This window comes from Desmonostoc muscorum LEGE 12446 (assembly GCF_015207005.2).
In the GTDB taxonomy this organism is placed as follows: domain Bacteria; phylum Cyanobacteriota; class Cyanobacteriia; order Cyanobacteriales; family Nostocaceae; genus Nostoc; species Nostoc muscorum.
This window is the reverse complement of record NZ_JADEXS020000002.1, coordinates 259,928-278,704: the sequence shown is the minus strand read 5'-3', so window position 1 is coordinate 278,704 and position 18,777 is coordinate 259,928. Positions and strand designations below refer to the sequence as shown.

Below are 18,777 nucleotides of genomic sequence, written 5' to 3'. Positions count from 1 at the left end.
TAGTTCTGTAAAATTATTTTAAGTTGAGCAGAGCATTCACAAATAAAGCGAAAACTTTTTCATCAAAAACTACTATCTCATTAATTCTGACAACATCTGCTCCAAAATATCTTCTATAGTTTCTTCATCTAAGCAGTGCAGAGGTGTTGGCCCAGCAAGAAATTCTTTAATAGTGATTTTCTGTTCTTTAAAATCCTTAACAAAATCCCGAATCTCAGAAACGACGTTAATTTGAGATTCCATTGTTTCTACGATCGCAGCCATAGCGTCAATGCCTTTTTTAGCAGCTTTTCGAGAATCGCAAACCATCGTTCCTTCTGGAGTATTTTTTGTCAAACGCAGTTCCTGTTTCAGTTTTTCATATTGAGCCAGGAGGATTTGATTGTGCTGTTCTAGAGTTCGGCATCTACGGGTTAAATCATCCTCGTTATTATTGTCAATAATTTCTAAGGGTTGTTGACTTCGTTCAATTTCAAGAAGTCTTGCTAAATCCCCCTCTTGGTAGGCTTTATTAATTTCTTTCATGATTTCTGTGTGAGACTTCTGTGTTTCACTGTCTCTGGCTTTATCAGGGTGAAAGATTTCAGCTAATTTCAGAAATGTTTGACGAATTTTTCTTTGGTCATCTGTTCTGACTATAGAGGCAGAGTCTACAGACTGTTGTCCTTGCCAATATTGATGCTGGTCTTCACTAGTTTCCTTTGAAAAATCTGATTGGGAATCTTCATTGTCAAACGATTCGTCTAATGTATCTAACTGTTGGCTGTTGGGTTTTAGACTGATGGCTCCAGTTACCTGTAGGTTACGGTAAAGTGCTTGTATATTTTTGAGAGTTTGTTTACCGAACTTTCTAGTAGTAAAAATCTCTTCAAACAGAGCATGGATTTCCTGGTCTAACTCAGCCATTTTTCGGAAACCGGGAGTAGCTTTATTGAGAAATTCTGTGCCAAAAGAACGCATCTGTTCAACAAAGTTCTTCAGTTCTGTGCGCTTTCTCTTAATCTGTTTGAGTAGTGATTGATGTTCTTTTTCTAAAAACTCTAAGCGGATATGTAATTGAGACAGAGCCAGCGGAGTTACTTTAATTGATTGCGATGGGACTGTAGTTTTTCGAGGCATGAAATACGTATGTAAGTTTAAAGTTTAAAATATAACTATCACATTATTTAGGGAATGCGAAAAAAGACACCTTAAAGATTATACACCACGGACTTAAATGAAGTTTTTAATAGTTTTCTCGATCAAAGCATCTGAGTGTGCATTAAGCAGCGGTTTTTTCGTATAACATTGCTCTCAAAATGTGGGTTTCGGTATAGCCAAAAGAAGGAGGGGCCACTTATACCAATTCACAATTTGCAATGGGCTGCGCCTCCCTGCGCTAACGCAATGGGCAACTCTTGGAGACGCTAAAAGCGAACGCCCCGCTACAGTAACATTTTTGTTAGTTGGGCTAGTATCCTCAAACTCCAGCATCACGCCCAACCGTTCATCAATTGTTAGTGTACAAAGTAATTCTTTAATAGTATTGTCCATTTCTGGGCTTGAGCGATTCTTCGAGAACACCGCAGGTATCGCAGAAAATTTTCATGTACCGAATGTATCTTAAGTTGCCAAGGATGTGATAGCATACCTTCAACAATTTTAGATAGCATAACCAATCCATGAATCAAGTTCGACTCCCCAAAGTTAGCGTCGCCGTGATTGGTTTGGTAGTTGCAAGCGTATTTCATGCTACTCCCGTACTGGGAGCGATTCTAACTAGACAAGAATTTTCAGGTGATTTTACCTTAGTCGATGCTACTAGCCCATTCCTTACGAACTCTTTGCCATTCAAGAGCGAATATTCTGGATTCGTGGTTTACTCAGAGTCCGGGACTTTGAGCGATTGGGAGCTATCCGTCAACAATCTAAACTTGAATTTGAAGAGAGGATCTACTAATGGCGGTAACTTAACCCCAGATGTTGATTTTGAGCTTGGTTCTGGGTCGAATTGGAATTTAGTAGTTGATTTTGGCATTGCTTTTGATGCTCCAAGATATACCTTAGAAAAAACTTCAAGCTCTGAAATTAGCTTGACGGGTGAAGTGGGACGGGCAGGAACATACATTTATCAAGATTCTGCTGCCAATATTACCCTGAGTTCTTCATCTACATCAGTACCAGAACCTACTTCCCTAGTAGGTCTATTGTTTGGAGTTGGTGCAATTGCTGTCTCTAAAAAAACTAGTAAGACGAAATCTGAAGCATAAATTACTCAACTCTTTATCAAAGCTTTCTCTCACTACACCGCCACCAACCAATCGCACACCACAGACGTACACCCGCGATCCATTGTTAACCCAAACCTGCCACTGCCCCAGATAAGCATTCCAGTAAGGCTCACCATCAGCAACGCCAACAGCCTCACCAATCTGGGAAACCATCTGTTGGTAGAAGTGTCCAACACTGCCGAGTCCTTGGCGCAGCTTTAGGTGTAACCCCTTCCATCCAAGGACTTCAGGATCTTCCTGGGTAAATGTTTGGGAATTGTCAAGAGATTCCGTGTCAATACCTGGTGTTTGTAATTCTATATTGTTCGTGACTGACACCGACTCACTAAGAAACAGTTCATCCCGATTTAACCACTGCCCGAAAATTGAATTACGCTGATCATCAGGGGCAACGAATTGATAAACGCACTCCCGATTTTCACGCTTGCCCAACCGACCAACGTAGTCCAACTTCAAATCAATTTTGGCAAGTAACTTCTGAGCGATTGCTACTGGGGTCAGTTTTTCCGAGATACTGACATTCAAGTAATTCTTAATAACGTGCCTGTGCTGAACAGCCAGTGCCTTAAACTCCAGCATCTTCTCGTCACTACCACGTAACTGAACGTCTGGTGTAAGAAACTGCAACAGATTGAGATTTTCCAGTAACAGTACAGCAGGTAATAGCTGTCCCTTGTTAAAATCCGGTTTCCAAATCGAATTCTCTCCCGCCTCTAACTGTGCTGCTGCCCGTTTCGCATCACGGTTGGTCAGAAATTCTCGCCCCAGCGTCAAATAGTAGTGCATCCGCAGTTGAGGATACCAGCCGTCGTCATCTTTCTCCACAAGCTCAGGGGTAACATCAATTTCATAGCGACGGGACAATTCAGCCTTGCGCTGCTGGTGTCGTTCAGTTTTGGTTTTCGCCCTTTTATCTTGCAGCTTCTTGAGTTCAGCCCCAGAGAGTTCATCAGAATTAGCGATCGCTTGACATTCAGCAGCATACAATTCAACCGACGCGGCTTTAACCGACTCAATTACTGCCCCACTTTCATCATCATCAGCATCGTCGGCATCAATAACGGTGTAACCATCCTCGACCAATCCCGCAAGCACAGACTCTCGATAACGCCGCATTTCTACGTTAATGACAGAACCACGCTTACCCCAAGTCTGCAAAGATTCGGGCTGGAAGTTCTGGTCAATATAGCTCAAATCCGCATTATCCGCCGCCGACAATAGCGCAATGTTAGCTTGTGTAGCAACGTGTTGACTTCTGAGCAATCCTCCTATGGATGTAGAGCCATTGCCCACAACCGACATCCCCCACTCTCTGACCCAAACATGACGGTCAACAGTTTCTCTAACCCTTGCCAACATCTGACGGACGGAGTTAACCGGCTGCACTCCCTGAAAAATTCCCCAAACACCATCAAAATGTCCTCGAATGTCGATGCTGACTCCAGTTTCAAGACTTGGGGAGGCGATAACCAAATCGTACTGAGTGAGGATCTCGTTGAGATGAGAGATACAACCAAAAGCCGGATGAGAGGGGTCTGCAACAGATTCGCTGTCAATTCTCAGGATTCGTAGGTGAGGGAACTTGCGGCGAAACCGTTCTTCCAATGCTTGTGTCCCCCACTTAGACTTAGCCTTTTGAGCAGAGCAACATAGTAAATGATGCCCCCCTTTGGCTATCGCCTTGTCCAATGCCGCAATCAAATTCTTCGGGTTGTTGCCAGAGTAGTTGTAACAGTTTCCGGCTACGTGCCGATAATTGTTGACGATTACGAAGGGATTAACCCGATATTCACCAGCAAGCGATAAAACATACTTCACATCTGTGTCGGAAACATCGGCACTTGAGAGATAAATCTTTCCCTGACTGCTGCCCAAAACATTCTGTACCAGTTGTTTGAGATTTTTGAGAACGGACACACGCCGCTTTTGCACTTCAGTACCAGAGTTGAGAAGATGCCAGAATACTTGGTCACATTCATCAATAATAATCACATCATTCGCCCAGTCATTGGGATTGAATCGCGCTTGACTCTCTTGATGCAGCGAATCAACGCACACCCCGTATCCTAATAATGTGCCTGTTTCATTCGTGCGAACTTCGGTAACATAGTTAACTCCGAAGCGATTACACAACGCCTCGCCTAATTGGATGCGATGGGTGATAATTAATACCCGTCTCTCTTGGTCGTGTGCTTTCGCCACCTCAGTTGCCAGCCATTCGGTTTTACCAGTGCCTTTGGGAGCCTTGAGGATAATCAGCTTTTCACCTTCCGGTACGAGAAGCTGGCCCAAGAATCTTTGGTTTAGTGCGATCGCTGGAGGATATGTCAGCAGAGTGAACAGCTTAATCTCCCACAACTCCAGTGCAACGGCAGTGTTGTAAAGTGCATCAAATGCTGGCTGACCCTTGACGACAATAAAATCATCAACCCCTTTCTCTGCCCCTAACGGTAAATCAATCACTCGCAGCGAACAGCCCTCATTTACCAGCAGCCTTCCCATGCGACTGATAGCTGTTCTGACTCGCTGTACAGTTTCGGGTTTATTATCCTGGTCAAAGCAAATATTAACCTGTCTGCCCTGTGTTGCGAAATGTTTCAAGTCGGGAATCAGAAATGGTTTACCAATAGCGTTACCGTACTCATCCTGGGGGGTGCGGTATCCAGCGTTAACGCCCGGAATTGCGATCGCAGCATAACCAGCAGTCAATAATGCCCCCGCTTTCTTGACACCTTCTACAATTGTGACTGGCACATTATGCTTTACAACCCAATGCCAGAAACCGCCAGGGTGTTGCAAGTCCTCTTCGGTAATGGGGATGCCGCTACGATTAGAGACTTTCACCCAGATGCGATTCGGGACTAGAAGGAAGAAAGCGCGTGTCTCTTCTCTGAATGGATGCTCGTACTTGATCAATTTGTGAATTTTCTGGCGATCTCTTCGGGGATGGTCGGGTTTGAAGCAGCCCCACATCATCAGCACGTAGTTGTTGAGGGGGTCAACGCCATTGCACCACCAGCCGCCTAGTTCAATGTGCTGGTATTTTTTCAAATCGCGATCGCGTAATCGTCCATCATTGCGGCGGGAGATTTTGGGACTGTAGAGCAAGTATTCGTAGGGTAAAGTCCCAGACAGCGATCGCACATTCAGAGCAATGATTTCTTCGTCAACTCCACTGTTGAGCCATTCAGTTAAATGCTGGTTTTCTGAACTAATTGTAGTCATGTTTCCTCTAGAAATAGACGCAGAAAAATGGAGCGGCATTGCGCCCATGCCGCCGATTCAACTTGAAGTGAAGAGTTTGTGCTGGCTATGGAATCCTCAATAGCCAGCTACAGCGTTATCTTTTCCCGCCTCCTGTGTGTGGTCGGAAGGTCAAATTAATTCGCGTGCTAACGACTTTATTGGTCTTTGGAACTTGATGCAGATGTGTGGACTGACAACCAGGGTGCATCACAAGCAAGCTGCCGTGTTCCAGCCAGAAATCTGTTGGTCTGCCGCCGATAGGTTTGATTTGAAACTTGCGACATGACCCCAAGCTGACTGATGCAATCGCGGGGTTAAATCCCATCGATGGTTCGTTGTCAGAATGCCACCCGATAGAATCAGTCCCCGTGCGGTACTGGTTGCCAATGACGATACGGAATTTGTAACGTGTCAACGCAGTGATACTGTCCCGTAAGTTAGCCAGAACATCTGTCCAAGTCAGGGGTTTTAAGAACACGCTGTTGGAGTAGAGGTAATCGCATCCGGCATCACCATAAATACATTCAAGACGAGGGACAGGCATTGTTTTACCCGCGATCCTGATTTGATTCTGCTGCCACTCCAATTTCAAGCAGTGTTGGTAGAGTGAGTTTGCAAGTTCCTGACTTAAGAAATCGGGGTAATAACTGACTGGTAAAACTGGTGCAGATTCAGCAAATAAATTGAGTTGTTGCATGGTACTTTTCTCCAAACTAAAGAATGTGTAAATGAAGGAATTGCTGTTAGTTTTGGTTGATGGAGAAGACTTCATGTTTCTTGAGATACTTGCTCCCAATACTCAACAACAAAATCGTGGGCTTGCTGTAATACTTGAGGGAGTAAAAATAACGGGACTTCCCAAGCCGCAATAACGCTACCAGCAAAACATTCTGCAAGCTCAATCCGAATACATTCTGGTAAATTGCTCTCTAAAAACTTGAGTGAATGATCTTCGTTCTCTGGTAGTTGAACAAAAAAATAATCGTCGTGCATGATAGAAGCAACAAGACCATATTTTTCTGCCAAGGTTTTTCGTAAAGTGTTCATAACGAAAGGTTGAGTTAGGTAGGGAATTATCGAGAGATGACTTTTACTATTTCGGGCAACCACCGCAGTTGAAAAACAGTTTGGTTTGAAGATTTGGCGACTGCGGGAACCATCCGCCCCCATTGCTTGCCTGATTCAGTAGGACGATAGGGAATTTTCTTATCATCAGTTCTGTATTGCAGTCCAGAATTTAGTAAGCAGTGGTTAACAGCCCGTGCAGACATTCCAACTACCTCACCGATTTGTGTTGGGTTGAGAAATGCGTCCTCTGCGGTATTAGTGGAAGCAATCGCAGTTTTTAATTCATCTGCTGCTGGCTTAAGTGCGGGGTTAACTTTAGTGGCGGCATTAACTGCTAACTGAGCGGTGAGAGATTTTTCTAGTCCAGCAAACTCGCCTAGCATTATCGCTAACTGTGCAGCTTCGTGGGATGGGGCTAATGTATGTGATGATTCTTGCTGTTTTACTGGCTCTACTTGGGTTGAGAGCATCACTCTCATTAAGGTTCTGTTAGCCCAGATGCGGAATTCGACAGAAACCCATCGAGCTAAATCAATGGCGATTTCTGGGTGAATCCAAGTGCTTTGTTCACTTCCATATCCCTGGATATCTATCACCAATAACGATATGAGGATCTTCATATCGTTAGAAAGTGCTTGCAAATACTGCTTTGTAGACTTGAGCTTCGTGTAATCAGCTAAGAATTTCCCGTTAGCTTTGCACATCTGACTTGCATTCACATAGCCTTTAGGTACAGCATATTTACCTATTTCCCCATCTTGAGGCATTTGATTAATTTCTGAGTCGTGCCAAAAATGTGTCAACATGATTCCATTCCCTGGGTATTGAACAAATAATTGATTCAGGCATTCACACGCACCAAACTTTTCTCACCAACCAATGAGAAACGATTCGATATAGTTGGTGTCTTAATTAACGTTGGCGACATTAATTCAACAAGGTAAAACCAAGAATTATTCACCAGTACAATCCCCAAAATGAGACGATATTTTATTCCTTTATCGTGAGAACAGAGCATCACTCTTTGCCCCAGAACGAAAGCAGGTTTTTGCACCTTGATGGCTTCTAATTCTCCAGTCCCGATGATTTGGTTTTGTGTGGCGTGAAGGATTTCATTACGACAATCAATTGAATAAAGCCAACATTCATGTTTCCACTGAATACTGCAACAATAGCCGAATGTTTTGGTGGTTCTGAGGTATACTCTCTCCAGTAAATTGACCTCAATAGGTGGAATTGTTTGACCCCAGGGTGGAGAGAGATACCAGCTTGTTTCAAGGGCAGTAATTAACTCAATCATGCGTTTTTCTGTTGTTGGGATAAAATTCTTTTGAGTCGTTCAAAAATTAGTGCAGCGCATTGGGGGACAATGGCATTGCCCAGAGCGATCAACTGTTGTTTGTGTTGTCTTCTGATGGCTTGGTATTCGCAAGAGAGTTGGCGATATTCTTGTTGGCAATAGAGCGTAAGCGCTGCAATTTCTCTACGACTGAGCCGACTGAAGCTGGGGACTGTGGCAGCAGTAAGGCAATCTGTAAGTCCTGCGTGGGTAAGGAGACATCTGTCCAACCTTGCGGAAAACCCATCATCGCCTCTACTAGATGTACGTTGAGCGATCGCTCTGGCTCCGTATTCAACTGAGTTGTGACTTTGTGATGATCTGTGGAAGTTGCAATGATTACCGCCGCCGACAAATGCAGCGTTTGTCCGCTCTTTCTCGTACTGGTTCCAGGATGTATGCCGTCTTGAGCTTTGGGAGTTGGTAGCAATAATCCAAACTCGTTCTCGTTTGTGGATGGCCCCCACTTGGCTTGCCGAAAGCACTCCCCACTGCACATCAAACCCCATCTTGGCAAACTGCCATAGTACGGTGCGGAAAAATTGACCGCCTTCAGCAGTGAGCAATCCGGGTACGTTTTCCACAATTGCCCATCTTGGTCGAACTTGGCGAAGGATTCTAAAGAACTCACTGAACAGATTGCGTTCATCCTGCGATGCAAGACGTTTTCCGGCGAGGCTAAAGGGAGGGCAGGGGAGTCCGGCGATAATACCGTCAACTTCTCCAACTCCGACTCTTGCCAAAGACTCAACTGTAATGTCATGGATATCAGGAATAATTGGAATATGTGGGAAGCGTAGATTTAGAACTTGTTGGCAATACTGATTAATCTCGCAAAATGCCACAGTTTCAAAACCGCCGCTAATCAGATGACCAAGGGTGAAGCCGCCAATACCAGAGCAGAGGTCAAGGACTTTTTGAGTATCTTGGGGAATAATTTCCTGTGTCATCCCAATCTCCCGACCAAGTACTCGATCTTCTCTTTATCAATGGCAGCAATGCGGTTCTTAATACGTTCAGGTGGGTTTTGAAGAAATCGTTTTAAGTCTTTACTTTTAATTTGGTGATATCTGCCAGACCGTCTGGTTGTACGTATCCATCCCTTTTTTACCCAACTCCAAACAGTAGCTGAATTGAGTTGTAAAACTCTGGCAATTTCGCAGCAGTTGTAGTTATCAAGAATTGGACGTGCCGAGTATCCTAAAAAGCGCAATTTGTTTTGAATAGCTGATGTTGAGCGTGTGTATCCTCTGATTTTAAGCCGATATGCTATTTGTTTGACAGTATAGAGACAAGCCATTTCTTCAATGATTGCTACTTCTTCATCAGTCCATTTTGTATGCATCTGATTACTTCCCAAATTTTATGCAGATTTAGTAGAAGAATGTTCTTTGACAATTCGAGCGCCGATAGATTCAAAATCCACCTGAGCAATATTCAAATCAATCAGCATCTCACCACTGTTGTATAAGTCTGTAATGTGCTGCTTGATTGCCGACTCCGAGAGTCCATCAGGAATATTTAGGTGCGCTTCGCTGGTGATTTTATCTACTACTGTGACGATGACTTTCATGGCTAATTCCTCTGATGTTAAGAATTCAGGATTCAGGAGTCAGGAGTCAAAAATCAGAATTATTCTGAATCCTGGCTTCTGATTTACACTGCTCCGGCTTTTGAAGCTTGCAACTGTTGCATCCATCCGTTGATTGCCGTTAATTCATCCGCACCATTACCAACAGCATCAACAACCTGCTTTTGATACAAAGATTCGGCATGATTGGGATATTCACACTTGCCTGCTGCCCAAGCCAAACACATGGTTTTGATTAGTTCATTAATCTGGCTAATATCAAGTAAACTTGGGCGATCAACATCCTGAAATTGCAACCACTCTTTGACTAAATCAAGGGGATAATCAAGCAAAGTGCGAATATTTTTTACTCGCAAGTCTTGAGTTGGTACTAGTTGAGGAACTACACTAAGTTTTGGTGGAGTCAGTGGGGGTTCGGGAATTGAGTTTGAAGTTGTACCCAATAAAGATTGGATGTCACGAATGATAGTTGCCCAATTCAAATCTCTACTCCATTCCCTGTAAATCTTGGTTTTGGTTGCAGCATCGTAAAGATTACAGAAAACCGTGTTTTCGTCGCCAGCATTAGCAACGATAATCAGTGGCTTAGAAAAATCTTGAACTAATGACGCAGCTAAAAGGAAGCTTTTGGCGAAATTAGTTTCAACACCAGTTCTTATGATGTAAAGTTCATCAGCACTGACAACAATATCCAGCTTCAAGTTGTCCTTGCCTTTGAATTCTTTAGTCGTTAGGCGCAGTTCTGACAAGTACCCAGTTAATGCTCTTTGGGTAACAGGGATTTTCTTATCCTGGCTGATATTGAACTTGTACCAAACGTAAGATTCGCCATCTACTTCCCCCTGGTTGACATATAAATAGATGGGTTCGGGAGGGTTGCATAAACCTAGTTTGATTTCAGTAACCATATTTTGTTGATCTGTGCAATAATTAGTGGTTTGTAGCGTAAACTGGAGAGTGCTTTGCGATTGCTTGAATAAAAGCTGATATTCAAGCAATCGCTTCTTTACTAAACAGAGCGCTGTTGATTCCGCTCTAACTCCCATTGCAAATAAGTCAGCGCAGTGCTAGCATCAGCAATGTTTAAATCAGGTTGATATCCCAAGTCCAACAGTTGTCTGTAGTGTGGGTGTATAGCAATTTCTGATATCAGAGCTTCAGCTTGTTCAACTAAGCGATGAAGAGGTGGGTTAGACATCTCGATACCCAATCTGAAACATAAATCTTCTGCCTTGACACCAAAAGTTCCTGGTTCAATTTCCGTCTCTAACTCTTCTAGTAGAGATTGAAAGATTGGATGTTTATCGTTGATTTCAACCTCAAATAAATCTGCGCTCTTTGTAACTACAGTTGCCCAATTGGGTAAAGTTTGTGCAATGGTCTTGGCATAAAGTTTCATGATTTTATCCTCTGGGATTAATAACCTAAAAATCCTCGGAAATCTCCAACAAAAAGCCGCATCCAGTGTTTTGCACTTGCACCCGTTTTTTATCAAGCAGATATTGGATGATAGTTTCTGAGAACTGAATGCGGTGCAAAGGAATAGAACCACCAGAGCGATTTAGAGAGTGCAGTAATCTAGTAGAAGTACGTTCCACATAGTTGTCAATCGTCTTAGCCATTGTTTGCACCTCCGGCTATTGCGTCTAACTGTCGGTTGAGAATATTTATCTGCTGTTGGTAAAAGTCAATCTCTGCGCGTATTTGTAAGAATAATTCTTCTGGTGTGAGCGGTTGGATTTGATCCTCTTTCAAGTACGATATTTCATCAGAATTCTTGTTAGGCATCAGTACATAGCGCCAACCATCATCAAATTGTTCAGCTAACTCTGTACCAGAGGGATAGTAATAAAGCCCTAGAATCGTGCCTTGAGTAGTACGCTGATCCAAGGCAAAGCGGGGGTAGCCCCAGTGCTGGGGGATTGATATCGTGCGTTGCATAAATGTGATAAGTGAATATTGATGATTTGGTGAGAGGCGATCGCACTTTCATTTGCAACTAGAGTGTGATCGCCTGTATGTAAATTACGCCGCCACTAGCTCCAAGTGCGGCTCATATTCCCGTAACCGTTCCCAGTCTTGGCAAGTCAGTTCGTCAACAGGGCGGTCTAACAACTGCTCACAGTTAGCCACTTCTGCACCCAATAACTGCTGTAATTCCTCAGTAGTGAGTTGCTCTAAGAGTCGGGATTGCAAGTATTTGTGGACTGGTTCAGCCACCGATGTATCCACCGTCGATAGCGATCGCACTGCATCATAGACCGAGTTAGAATACTGCTGCTGACCTGAATAACGCCTTTTCACCCACCAGTTACCGTCAGTACATCCGACTTGCCCCAGTTTCACGCCGTTGTTGTAAATGCCATCATCGAGAATTTCAAACCCGTAATTCTGGCACTCGTTGAAGATATGCGCCATGATTTGGTTTTCAGTCGTGGGGGGTGTTGCTTCTTTTTCCTGCACAGGTAATGAGCCATCTTTATAGTGAGTGCAGATGAAGCGATCGCAACGCATTAGAGTGTTGGCACGAAATACTTCTTTGTCGTTGATCATGACTACCCAGCGTTGCGTTAAGTGGTTGTCATCATGGCTGATGCTGGCTACCAGTTTGTCATCAGCGTAATATTCATGATGGTCAAACGAGATTTCGACTATTGTGAGGGGTTCGGGAGCTACAACCTGGGCTTGGGTTGCGATGTAGTTGTCGAATTCGGCTTGGGCGAGGGCTTGTTCGTCGGGGGCAGAGAGGGTGACTTTCTGAATCTTGCTTGCTTGATAGTTAACAATGGCGGAAATCCAAGAATCCTTGCAGCGTTTGTCGCTTACTTCGACTGTGCAGGCGATTTCGCTGTAGATTTGCTTGAGTCGGGCAATCGATTTCAGTTGCAGCTGTTGTGTTGTGTAAAGGGCGTGAGTCATAATTAGTAGGTTCTTCAATAGGACTAGAGAAGCGCTTCAGATTACCAGTCCAGGCGCTTTCTCTATCTCTATTAAATCAAGTTCATTTGTAGTTGTCAAGTTGATTTGTAGTTTTGCTTTTGTAGGTTTACTTTTGTAGTAGAATTTTGTATAGATGAGTTCGGAGCATCCATTTATGAAGTTAAGAGAGTCTTTGGGATTAACCCAGAGGCAAATTGCTGAAGTGGTAGGAGTAACAGATCAAACTGTTTCTAACTGGGAGCGAGGAGTTAATTTGCCACGACTTACTCCGATGCAGACAGCAAAATTATGTCAAATCACCCGACTATCAATTGAAGAGCTTGCACAATTGTTTAACCAGTAAAACAAAAATGATCACTGGTCAAACTATTAACTTGCTTTCTTTGTTGCCCATACTGCCGACAAACGAACGTCAAGTACGCCCCTTGGTTGCCCTAGAGCCAGAAGTCCAGCGCACTGCATGGCAGCAGGCAGTGCAAGTTGCTGGCGGAAAAGTGCCAACTGGTAGAATCGTCAAAGATGTGGTGCAGCGCATAATGGAGCGAACGAAAGTACCGAACACCTACCAGATTGGCGAAGTCTGTCAAATTCTTACCAAAGACAACCCCGAACTCAGGGGTAAGGGTGGCTGCTGGGGGATAGTCGCAAGTCGCAAGAGTGAATGATTTTAGTTGCGCTGTCAAAACTTGGGATGGGGTGTACACCGTTGGTTTGCAGCACCTCAAATCTTACAATTACCTACCTGCTGAATGTGAGCAGATGCAGGTGATTTGCGATCGCCTGGGTCGGGTGTATTCGAGTGGGCTGGAGGAGTCGGTGCAGAAGTTTTTGGAGATGCTGGGGAAGTTGAATCGACCTTATTTAACGACTGTCGAAGAGAAATTGTTGAGTTTGATTGAGCGAGAATACAGGCTTATAGATCAATCTCCACAAACTCATAGACAATAATAAATACACATCTTATTATTATGGAATCAGTTTGAGATTTGGCAAGTCGAAGCGGGGTCAAAAACCCTGAGGATCTGCCAAAATCGCCAGAACCTTGACAAATAAATAGTTTCACAGTTTCAGTGCTAAGGGAAGTTGAGAGTTAGTCTCAATAAGAGCGGCTGAAATCGACCTATTTTTGAGGGTTGCCAAAATGCTTCCCAGGAAGCCTGCTCTGTAACAGTTTCAGCACCGAGCGGTTTCCAAAGACTATTACCCCGCAAGGGGACTGGTGCGACTATCGGTTGCACGTAGAGAGTGAGTTCCTCAGAAAAACTCGTGGCAAGTGTCAAAAGCCAGTACCCGCCCGAAGGGGCATTGCGGGTAACTGCGATGTTTCAAAGCTAGAGGGTAAAATGCGCGACATCAGCAAGCCGCACAGTTAGGTGAAGCGCTAGGGTAAAACTAGACAGGGTTAACAGATGTGAATCCTCGTTGAGGCATCGTGAAGAGGAATTACCGAAAACGGCTGAGACGGTAAAAGGGGTAAAGTGATTCTGCCCAATCCTCAGAATCAGTAGACACCAAAAACCCCCGGTGTATAGAGGGAACCCAAGCTAGTTGCATCTCTCGCGTGTGATACGTAGGAACCCCAACGGGGTCTTTGAACTAGGTCGATGTCAAAAGTAGAGATTGGAGTAATCCAGCTTTAATCCCCCAGTGGGTGTAAGATGCCACAAGAAGCGAATGCTGCTATGTCGAAAGGCAACAGGAAATCATAACTGGGCAGATAGGTCAAATGACCAACTTGAAAGGGTGCTGACGTGTGGCGAGTGAATCCCTTGAAGTCTAATGCAACGGAAACCGAACTTCTTCGGGAAAAGTTAGGTGCAATTAAAAATTGTGAACGTAACCGGAAGAACTACTGACTGGAATAGCGTGAACTGGAGAAACGCGTTCCGAGTAGTTAGGCGACTAAGACAGAGAATATTCAAGGCAACCATTGGCGGTAACTTGAAAAAGGTTGGCAGCCTTCAAAAGCTACTTATGCGTAGCTACTCTAATATACTACTTTCCGTTAGAAGAGTAACGCAATTAAACCAAGGCAGTAAAACAGCAGGGGTAGATAGATTACTGGTAAAAACCCCGGCAGCTAGAGGGTTGTTGGTGAATATTCTCACCAAATTTATTCCTTGGAAGCCGTTACCAGTCAGGCGGGTATATATCCGTAAATCCAATGGAAAACAAAGACCTCTCGGAATACCTTGCATCGTCGATAGATGTCTCCAAGCCATCGTCAAAAATGCTTTGGAACCCTATTGGGAAGCGCACTTTGAGCGTACTTCCTACGGATTTCGACCTGGGAGGTCATGCCATGATGCGATTGAAAGGATACATTCAATGTCAAAAGCCAACTCCACTAAGAAGTGGGTGGTAGATGCGGACATTGAAGGTTGCTTTGATAACATCTCTCATGTGCCGCTAATTAATGCCATTGGTAATTTTCCAGCCAGAAAATTAATTCAACAATGGTTGAATGCGGGATATGTGGATAAAGGTGTTTTCCATGATACCAATGCTGGAGTACCTCAAGGTGGAATTATTTCACCTCTACTTGCGAATATAGCTTTGCATGGTATGGAATCTGTCCTCGGCATCAAGTACGATCAAAACGGTCATACGATTGGCGATCGCGGTATTGTGCGCTATGCCGATGATTTGGTGGTGTTCTGCAAAAGTCGGGAAGATGCTGTCAAAGCCCATGATACCCTCCAAGAGTTTATGAATACTCGCGGTCTAACTCTATCAGAGTCAAAAACCCACATAGTACGGCTATTGGATGGATTCAACTTCTTAGGCTTTCACATCAGACAATACCCTGATTCCACTACCAAAACAGGTAGGAAAGTATTAATCAAACCTAGCATTGAATCTTTGCAGAATGTCCGAAATAAAATCAAACAAGTTTGGCTGGATAATACTAGCTGTAGTGTTGATTTTGTCATAGACAAGCTAAACCCAATTATTCGGGGCATACCCAACTATTATCGGACTGTAGTTTCCTCGCAAATATTCAGTTCTCTAGATAGATGGATGTTTATCAGGGAGAGAAGGTACGCCAAAAGAATGCACGCCAAGAAAAATCAATCTTGGTGTAACCGTCGTTACTGGGGAAGGCTAAATCTTGATAGAAGCGATTACTGGGTGTTTGGTAACAAGCGCACGGGAAAACATTTACTTAAGTTTAGCTGGTTCAATATTAGGAGGCATCCAATGGTTAAGGGTGCTTATTCCACCGATGACCCAGAGCTAAAATCTTATTGGGAAAATCGACAGAATATTAAATCTAAAAGTTTAATTCCTAGTTACCAGAAGATTGCCCAAAAACAAGGATTCAAGTGTCCTGTATGTGGGGAATCATTACTCAATGATGAACCCATACAAAAGCACCATAAAATCCCTTGTCATCAAGGTGGTAACGATAGTTACGCTAATCTGGAATTAGTGCATTATTACTGTCATCAACAAATACATTCTCTAGTACAGAAACTCAATTCTGAACTTGATGAGCAACTGAGTCTTTGGTAGCTCTAGGATTTGCTAAAGCCGGATGCTTGGTTAACTTGCATGTCCGGTTTGTCGGGGGGAAAGGGGTAGCAATATCCCTGCCCTACCCATTAAACGAGAAGCCACACCGTTTGAACTCTTAACAGACGTTTGTTTCCACAGACCATTACCCCGCGAGGGGACTGAAACCAGATACTATTCGTGAGATTTCACTAACCTCACTTGTTTCCACAGACCATTACCCCGCGAGGGGACTGAAACTATAGTGGCAACTTCTATCACCCCCGCGAATATAAAGTTTCCACAGACCATTACCCCGCAAGGGGACTGAAACAAATTCATGTTTGAATGCTTGACATTTGCTTGTTTTGTTTCCACAGACCATTACCCCGCAAGGGGACTGAAACAAATCACGTCCCAAGACACGAATCATGTCTTCCAGGTCGTTTCCACAGACCATTACCCCGTAAGGGGACTGCTGAGATACGGATACCGCAGCAGACCCTATAACATACTTAGAAAAAATGTCACTTCATTTGTCCCCATATCCCTGCCTTTGATGCGATCGCCAACCTCTGGGCATTCTCAAAAGCTATTTGATTTGGGCATTCCACTTCACCTTGCTGCGTTCTAGCCAAACCACTCTTGAGCAATTCTTCTTGAAAACTAATCTCAGCCTCACCTTGAGCGTAAACCATCACCTCTCCAACAGTACGCCCCTGCTCATCTTTACCCACCGGAATGACCATCACTTGGCTATCATTAGTTGCAACAAGCGATCGCAGTTTCTGTTTTGCTTTATTACCAAATGGTTGTCCTGTAGCTTTATCGTGTCTGACTTCAGGTGCATTAATTCCACAAAGCTCAACTTCCATTTGGCTGCCATCGGTTTGGCGGACTGTTATACTGTCGCCATCTGTCACTTGTGTAGCCGTCCATTCTTGGCTGAGTGCGATGGATGGCTGGTTAGTTTTTTGGAAAATCAAGATAGCGATGATACTAGTACCAATGTGGCGGGAGTACCCCGAAGGTTTAGATGGATGATGATAATATCCTAAAAGGAGCGGTGGAAGCGGCAGTCTTTCTTCAAGAGAGTAGCTAAATTTCTTTGCCCTAACTTAGAGCGATTGTCCAAGGTTTTTCCTAGCGTGGAAAACCATAAGGAGAAATCCAAATGAACTACGACATCAAAGACAAAACCATTTTGGTGACGGGCGCAAATCGCGGCATCGGCAAGGCGATAGTTGAGTCGTTTATTGAACAGGGAGCCACCAAAGTCTATGCAGCTGTTCGTCAGCTCAACAGTGTTTCCTCATTGGTTGAACAATACGGCTTACGAGTAGTACCAATTCGGGTTGATTTAGGCGATCCCCAATCTATTGTTGCTGCTGCTCAAACTGCCCCAGATGTGCAAATAGTTATCAATAATGCAGGAGTCTTTCAAGCTGGAACTCCCTTAGCTGAGAATGCGATCGCCGCTCTCGAATTTCAGATGAACATCAATGTATATGGATTGATCTACATGGCTCAGGCGTTTGCCCCGGTACTCAAAGCCAATGGAGGTGGTGTCTTTGTCCAAATCAATTCTGTTGCTTCGCTCAAGGGTTTCCCCGACTCTGCCACTTACTGTGCCTCAAAAGCTGCGGCCTATTCAATCACCCAGGCATTACGAGAACTATTGGGTGAGCAGGGCACGCTTGTGCTAAGTGTTCACCCTGGTCCGATTGCGACGGATATGGGCGATGCGGCAGGAATGAGTGAGGTTGCACAGCCACCTGCACTTGTGGCAGACGGGATTATAAAAGCTCTCAAAGCTGGCGATTTTCACGTCTTTCCTGACTCAGTGGCTAAACAAATGGGCGATGCTTATAAAAGCTTTGCCCAAAATGTCGTTGAGGTGTTATCAAGTTAACTACATTGTCGGGTAATGCTCTTTCCATCCGGCGTATACACGACCCCACCCAACATCGCCAGTACAATTCTCTGCCGCCGCGCCACTCATATTAAGTTCGGCGGATCGCTTACGATATGCCCTCAGCGAATGCAACGAAGATGAACTTACTTGACATACTACCTTTGCTGATTTGGATCTACTGCGACATTTATTGTGAAACTAGGCTTAGTCATTTCTATCCATTAAGCGACAACGGCTTTGGGACTTGCAAGCAAGTTGAGAAGAACGCTCTCGTACAATAGTCGCTAAATCTGGTCGTCCTGTTAGGAAAAGTCGCCAATCGGCCCAAATCCCATATAGGAAGTCGGCAATAGCACCGATAACTGGTAAGGAAGTTGCAGCATAGACCCAACCCATCCCCAGAATTTCGTAAATGCGACGGAAAACCTCAACATTTTTAACTACTGTTCCGTCTGGCAACACAGCATGAATACGCCCCATCGCAGTTTCATAGTCAACACCGCGATGTGCTTGGGGATTGTAGTCATCATCTGCAATATCTACAAACGCCACCAGCCCTCGACCCGCGTCCCGCTTCTTCAAAAAGTTAACCTCACGCAGACACAAGGGACATTGACCGTCATACAGCAGTTTGATTTTCCACGACGGCAGAGTGGATAAAGGCTGGTCTAGAGAGTTGTTACAACCGTAGGATTGGATTTGTGGTGAGGGCATTTCGGGATCTTAACTAAGTTTATTTCGTTACATCAAGCGTAACGCCTCTGGAATTATAAGTAATGCCTAATGTGAATTAAAAACGTCTCTTATCGTGTAAGGTTTTGAGAATTGCCAAAAATTATGCTTTTAACCTTGAAATTAGGGCGTAGGGGGGTAGAGAGAAAATTGTATTTTTGTACACCCTGTCCCGCAGCCA

The 18,777-nt window shown here is 44.2% G+C and carries 23 protein-coding genes; 6 read left to right on the top strand and 17 right to left on the bottom strand.

Translation table 11 applies throughout. From position 1 onward, the window contains the following. Window positions 1–72: 72 nt before the first annotated feature. Window positions 73–1,119 (bottom strand): J domain-containing protein, encoded by a 1,047-nt coding sequence (locus IQ276_RS37510; RefSeq protein WP_193915319.1) that lies wholly within the window; start codon window positions 1,117–1,119, stop codon window positions 73–75. A gap of 542 nt (window positions 1,120–1,661) precedes the next feature. Here IQ276_RS37510 and IQ276_RS37505 point away from each other — a divergent pair. Beyond that, the gene (locus IQ276_RS37505) at window positions 1,662–2,249 is read left to right on the top strand and encodes a PEP-CTERM sorting domain-containing protein (RefSeq protein ID WP_193915321.1); all 588 of its coding nucleotides are present in this window, start codon (window positions 1,662–1,664) and stop codon (window positions 2,247–2,249) included. On the opposite strand, the gene IQ276_RS37500 is transcribed toward IQ276_RS37505, so the two are convergent. The 13 genes from IQ276_RS37500 to IQ276_RS37440 form a co-directional block, all read right to left on the bottom strand. Beyond that, window positions 2,184–5,495 (bottom strand): plasmid replication protein, CyRepA1 family, encoded by a 3,312-nt coding sequence (locus tag IQ276_RS37500; RefSeq protein WP_228042952.1) that lies wholly within the window; start codon window positions 5,493–5,495, stop codon window positions 2,184–2,186. The two genes, IQ276_RS37505 and IQ276_RS37500, sit on opposite strands and share 66 nt — an antisense overlap. A 115-nt stretch (window positions 5,496–5,610) precedes the next feature. Further along, entirely contained in the window at window positions 5,611–6,213 is a 603-nt protein-coding gene (locus IQ276_RS37495; protein ID WP_193915343.1) for an alpha-ketoglutarate-dependent dioxygenase AlkB family protein, read from the bottom strand. A gap of 71 nt (window positions 6,214–6,284) precedes the next feature. After that, the gene (locus IQ276_RS37490; RefSeq protein ID WP_193915325.1) at window positions 6,285–6,563 is read right to left on the bottom strand and encodes a hypothetical protein; all 279 of its coding nucleotides are present in this window, start codon (window positions 6,561–6,563) and stop codon (window positions 6,285–6,287) included. Window positions 6,564–6,589: 26 nt separating this feature from the next. Continuing rightward, window positions 6,590–7,390 (bottom strand): KilA-N domain-containing protein, encoded by an 801-nt coding sequence (locus IQ276_RS37485; protein ID WP_193915327.1) that lies wholly within the window; start codon window positions 7,388–7,390, stop codon window positions 6,590–6,592. Window positions 7,391–7,425: 35 nt separating this feature from the next. Next, window positions 7,426–7,884 (bottom strand): DUF1392 domain-containing protein, encoded by a 459-nt coding sequence (locus IQ276_RS37480; RefSeq protein ID WP_193915329.1) that lies wholly within the window; start codon window positions 7,882–7,884, stop codon window positions 7,426–7,428. After that, window positions 7,881–8,873, bottom strand: a complete 993-nt coding sequence (locus IQ276_RS37475; RefSeq protein ID WP_221708383.1) for a DNA cytosine methyltransferase — start codon at window positions 8,871–8,873, stop codon at window positions 7,881–7,883. The genes IQ276_RS37480 and IQ276_RS37475 overlap by 4 nt, the downstream gene beginning before the upstream one ends. Continuing rightward, a complete protein-coding gene (locus IQ276_RS37470; protein ID WP_193917778.1) occupies window positions 8,870–9,268 on the bottom strand; it encodes a MerR family transcriptional regulator in 399 nt (132 codons plus the stop codon). Before IQ276_RS37470 ends, IQ276_RS37475 begins: the two co-directional genes overlap by 4 nt. An 18-nt stretch (window positions 9,269–9,286) precedes the next feature. Continuing rightward, entirely contained in the window at window positions 9,287–9,496 is a 210-nt protein-coding gene (locus IQ276_RS37465; protein ID WP_193917780.1) for a hypothetical protein, read from the bottom strand. Window positions 9,497–9,579: 83 nt separating this feature from the next. Next, on the bottom strand, window positions 9,580–10,422 hold the full coding sequence (locus IQ276_RS37460) for a hypothetical protein (protein WP_193917781.1): 843 nt from the start codon (window positions 10,420–10,422) through the stop codon (window positions 9,580–9,582). A 101-nt stretch (window positions 10,423–10,523) separates the two neighbouring features. Next, window positions 10,524–10,913, bottom strand: coding sequence for a hypothetical protein (locus IQ276_RS37455; RefSeq protein WP_228043112.1), 390 nt, complete (start codon window positions 10,911–10,913; stop codon window positions 10,524–10,526). Window positions 10,914–10,938: 25 nt separating this feature from the next. Further along, window positions 10,939–11,136 carry a hypothetical protein gene (locus tag IQ276_RS37450; RefSeq protein ID WP_193917783.1) on the bottom strand — a complete coding sequence of 66 codons (198 nt, stop codon included), beginning with the start codon at window positions 11,134–11,136 and terminating at the stop codon, window positions 10,939–10,941. After that, window positions 11,129–11,455: a hypothetical protein gene (locus IQ276_RS37445; RefSeq protein ID WP_193917785.1), complete on the bottom strand. Its 327-nt coding sequence runs from the start codon at window positions 11,453–11,455 to the stop codon at window positions 11,129–11,131. The genes IQ276_RS37450 and IQ276_RS37445 overlap by 8 nt, the downstream gene beginning before the upstream one ends. A gap of 84 nt (window positions 11,456–11,539) precedes the next feature. Then, window positions 11,540–12,433, bottom strand: coding sequence for a hypothetical protein (locus IQ276_RS37440; protein ID WP_228043114.1), 894 nt, complete (start codon window positions 12,431–12,433; stop codon window positions 11,540–11,542). A 175-nt stretch (window positions 12,434–12,608) separates the two neighbouring features. On the opposite strand from IQ276_RS37440, the gene IQ276_RS37435 reads away from it, so the two are divergent. Genes IQ276_RS37435 through IQ276_RS37425 form a run of 3 tightly spaced genes read left to right on the top strand, consistent with a single transcriptional unit; the run spans window position 12,609 to window position 13,402 of the window. Further along, a complete protein-coding gene (locus tag IQ276_RS37435) occupies window positions 12,609–12,797 on the top strand; it encodes a helix-turn-helix transcriptional regulator (protein WP_228043115.1) in 189 nt (62 codons plus the stop codon). Window positions 12,798–12,804: 7 nt separating this feature from the next. Beyond that, the gene (locus IQ276_RS37430) at window positions 12,805–13,119 is read left to right on the top strand and encodes a hypothetical protein (RefSeq protein WP_228043116.1); all 315 of its coding nucleotides are present in this window, start codon (window positions 12,805–12,807) and stop codon (window positions 13,117–13,119) included. After that, window positions 13,112–13,402 (top strand): hypothetical protein, encoded by a 291-nt coding sequence (locus IQ276_RS37425; protein ID WP_193917787.1) that lies wholly within the window; start codon window positions 13,112–13,114, stop codon window positions 13,400–13,402. The genes IQ276_RS37430 and IQ276_RS37425 overlap by 8 nt, the downstream gene beginning before the upstream one ends. Window positions 13,403–13,527: 125 nt before the next feature. Here IQ276_RS37425 and IQ276_RS37420 read toward each other — a convergent pair whose 3' ends face one another. Further along, window positions 13,528–13,734 carry a hypothetical protein gene (locus tag IQ276_RS37420; RefSeq protein WP_193917789.1) on the bottom strand — a complete coding sequence of 69 codons (207 nt, stop codon included), beginning with the start codon at window positions 13,732–13,734 and terminating at the stop codon, window positions 13,528–13,530. 586 nt (window positions 13,735–14,320) lie between these two features. Between IQ276_RS37420 and ltrA the strand changes: the two genes are divergently transcribed. Continuing rightward, window positions 14,321–15,970, top strand: a complete 1,650-nt coding sequence (ltrA, locus tag IQ276_RS37415; RefSeq protein WP_235116455.1) for a group II intron reverse transcriptase/maturase — start codon at window positions 14,321–14,323, stop codon at window positions 15,968–15,970. A 506-nt stretch (window positions 15,971–16,476) separates the two neighbouring features. Here ltrA and IQ276_RS37410 read toward each other — a convergent pair. Next, the gene (locus tag IQ276_RS37410) at window positions 16,477–16,935 is read right to left on the bottom strand and encodes a thermonuclease family protein (protein WP_228043117.1); all 459 of its coding nucleotides are present in this window, start codon (window positions 16,933–16,935) and stop codon (window positions 16,477–16,479) included. A 188-nt stretch (window positions 16,936–17,123) separates the two neighbouring features. Between IQ276_RS37410 and IQ276_RS37405 the strand changes: the two genes are divergently transcribed. Beyond that, entirely contained in the window at window positions 17,124–17,861 is a 738-nt protein-coding gene (locus IQ276_RS37405) for an SDR family oxidoreductase (RefSeq protein WP_193917793.1), read from the top strand. A gap of 207 nt (window positions 17,862–18,068) precedes the next feature. Here the strand turns inward: IQ276_RS37405 and IQ276_RS37400 are convergent, their stop codons facing one another. Beyond that, entirely contained in the window at window positions 18,069–18,578 is a 510-nt protein-coding gene (locus tag IQ276_RS37400) for a thiol-disulfide oxidoreductase DCC family protein (protein WP_193917795.1), read from the bottom strand. Window positions 18,579–18,777: the final 199 nt, after the last annotated feature.

What these genes read in the sequence shown, in the direction of transcription:
- IQ276_RS37500 (WP_228042952.1), bottom strand. Translation starts at nt 5,495, where the DNA reads ATGACTACAATTAGTTCAGAAAACCAGCATTTAACTGAATGGCTCAAC.
- IQ276_RS37460 (WP_193917781.1), bottom strand. Translation starts at nt 10,422, where the DNA reads ATGGTTACTGAAATCAAACTAGGTTTATGCAACCCTCCCGAACCCATC.
- IQ276_RS37465 (WP_193917780.1), bottom strand. Translation starts at nt 9,496, where the DNA reads ATGAAAGTCATCGTCACAGTAGTAGATAAAATCACCAGCGAAGCGCAC.
- IQ276_RS37505 (WP_193915321.1), top strand. Translation starts at nt 1,662, where the DNA reads ATGAATCAAGTTCGACTCCCCAAAGTTAGCGTCGCCGTGATTGGTTTG.
- IQ276_RS37455 (WP_228043112.1), bottom strand. Translation starts at nt 10,913, where the DNA reads ATGAAACTTTATGCCAAGACCATTGCACAAACTTTACCCAATTGGGCA.
- IQ276_RS37510 (WP_193915319.1), bottom strand. Translation starts at nt 1,119, where the DNA reads ATGCCTCGAAAAACTACAGTCCCATCGCAATCAATTAAAGTAACTCCG.
- IQ276_RS37485 (WP_193915327.1), bottom strand. Translation starts at nt 7,390, where the DNA reads ATGTTGACACATTTTTGGCACGACTCAGAAATTAATCAAATGCCTCAA.
- IQ276_RS37450 (WP_193917783.1), bottom strand. Translation starts at nt 11,136, where the DNA reads ATGGCTAAGACGATTGACAACTATGTGGAACGTACTTCTACTAGATTA.
- IQ276_RS37475 (WP_221708383.1), bottom strand. Translation starts at nt 8,873, where the DNA reads ATGACACAGGAAATTATTCCCCAAGATACTCAAAAAGTCCTTGACCTC.
- IQ276_RS37440 (WP_228043114.1), bottom strand. Translation starts at nt 12,433, where the DNA reads ATGACTCACGCCCTTTACACAACACAACAGCTGCAACTGAAATCGATT.
- IQ276_RS37435 (WP_228043115.1), top strand. Translation starts at nt 12,609, where the DNA reads ATGAAGTTAAGAGAGTCTTTGGGATTAACCCAGAGGCAAATTGCTGAA.
- IQ276_RS37430 (WP_228043116.1), top strand. Translation starts at nt 12,805, where the DNA reads ATGATCACTGGTCAAACTATTAACTTGCTTTCTTTGTTGCCCATACTG.
- IQ276_RS37490 (WP_193915325.1), bottom strand. Translation starts at nt 6,563, where the DNA reads ATGAACACTTTACGAAAAACCTTGGCAGAAAAATATGGTCTTGTTGCT.
- IQ276_RS37400 (WP_193917795.1), bottom strand. Translation starts at nt 18,578, where the DNA reads ATGCCCTCACCACAAATCCAATCCTACGGTTGTAACAACTCTCTAGAC.
- IQ276_RS37445 (WP_193917785.1), bottom strand. Translation starts at nt 11,455, where the DNA reads ATGCAACGCACGATATCAATCCCCCAGCACTGGGGCTACCCCCGCTTT.
- IQ276_RS37480 (WP_193915329.1), bottom strand. Translation starts at nt 7,884, where the DNA reads ATGATTGAGTTAATTACTGCCCTTGAAACAAGCTGGTATCTCTCTCCA.
- IQ276_RS37495 (WP_193915343.1), bottom strand. Translation starts at nt 6,213, where the DNA reads ATGCAACAACTCAATTTATTTGCTGAATCTGCACCAGTTTTACCAGTC.
- IQ276_RS37405 (WP_193917793.1), top strand. Translation starts at nt 17,124, where the DNA reads ATGAACTACGACATCAAAGACAAAACCATTTTGGTGACGGGCGCAAAT.
- IQ276_RS37470 (WP_193917778.1), bottom strand. Translation starts at nt 9,268, where the DNA reads ATGCATACAAAATGGACTGATGAAGAAGTAGCAATCATTGAAGAAATG.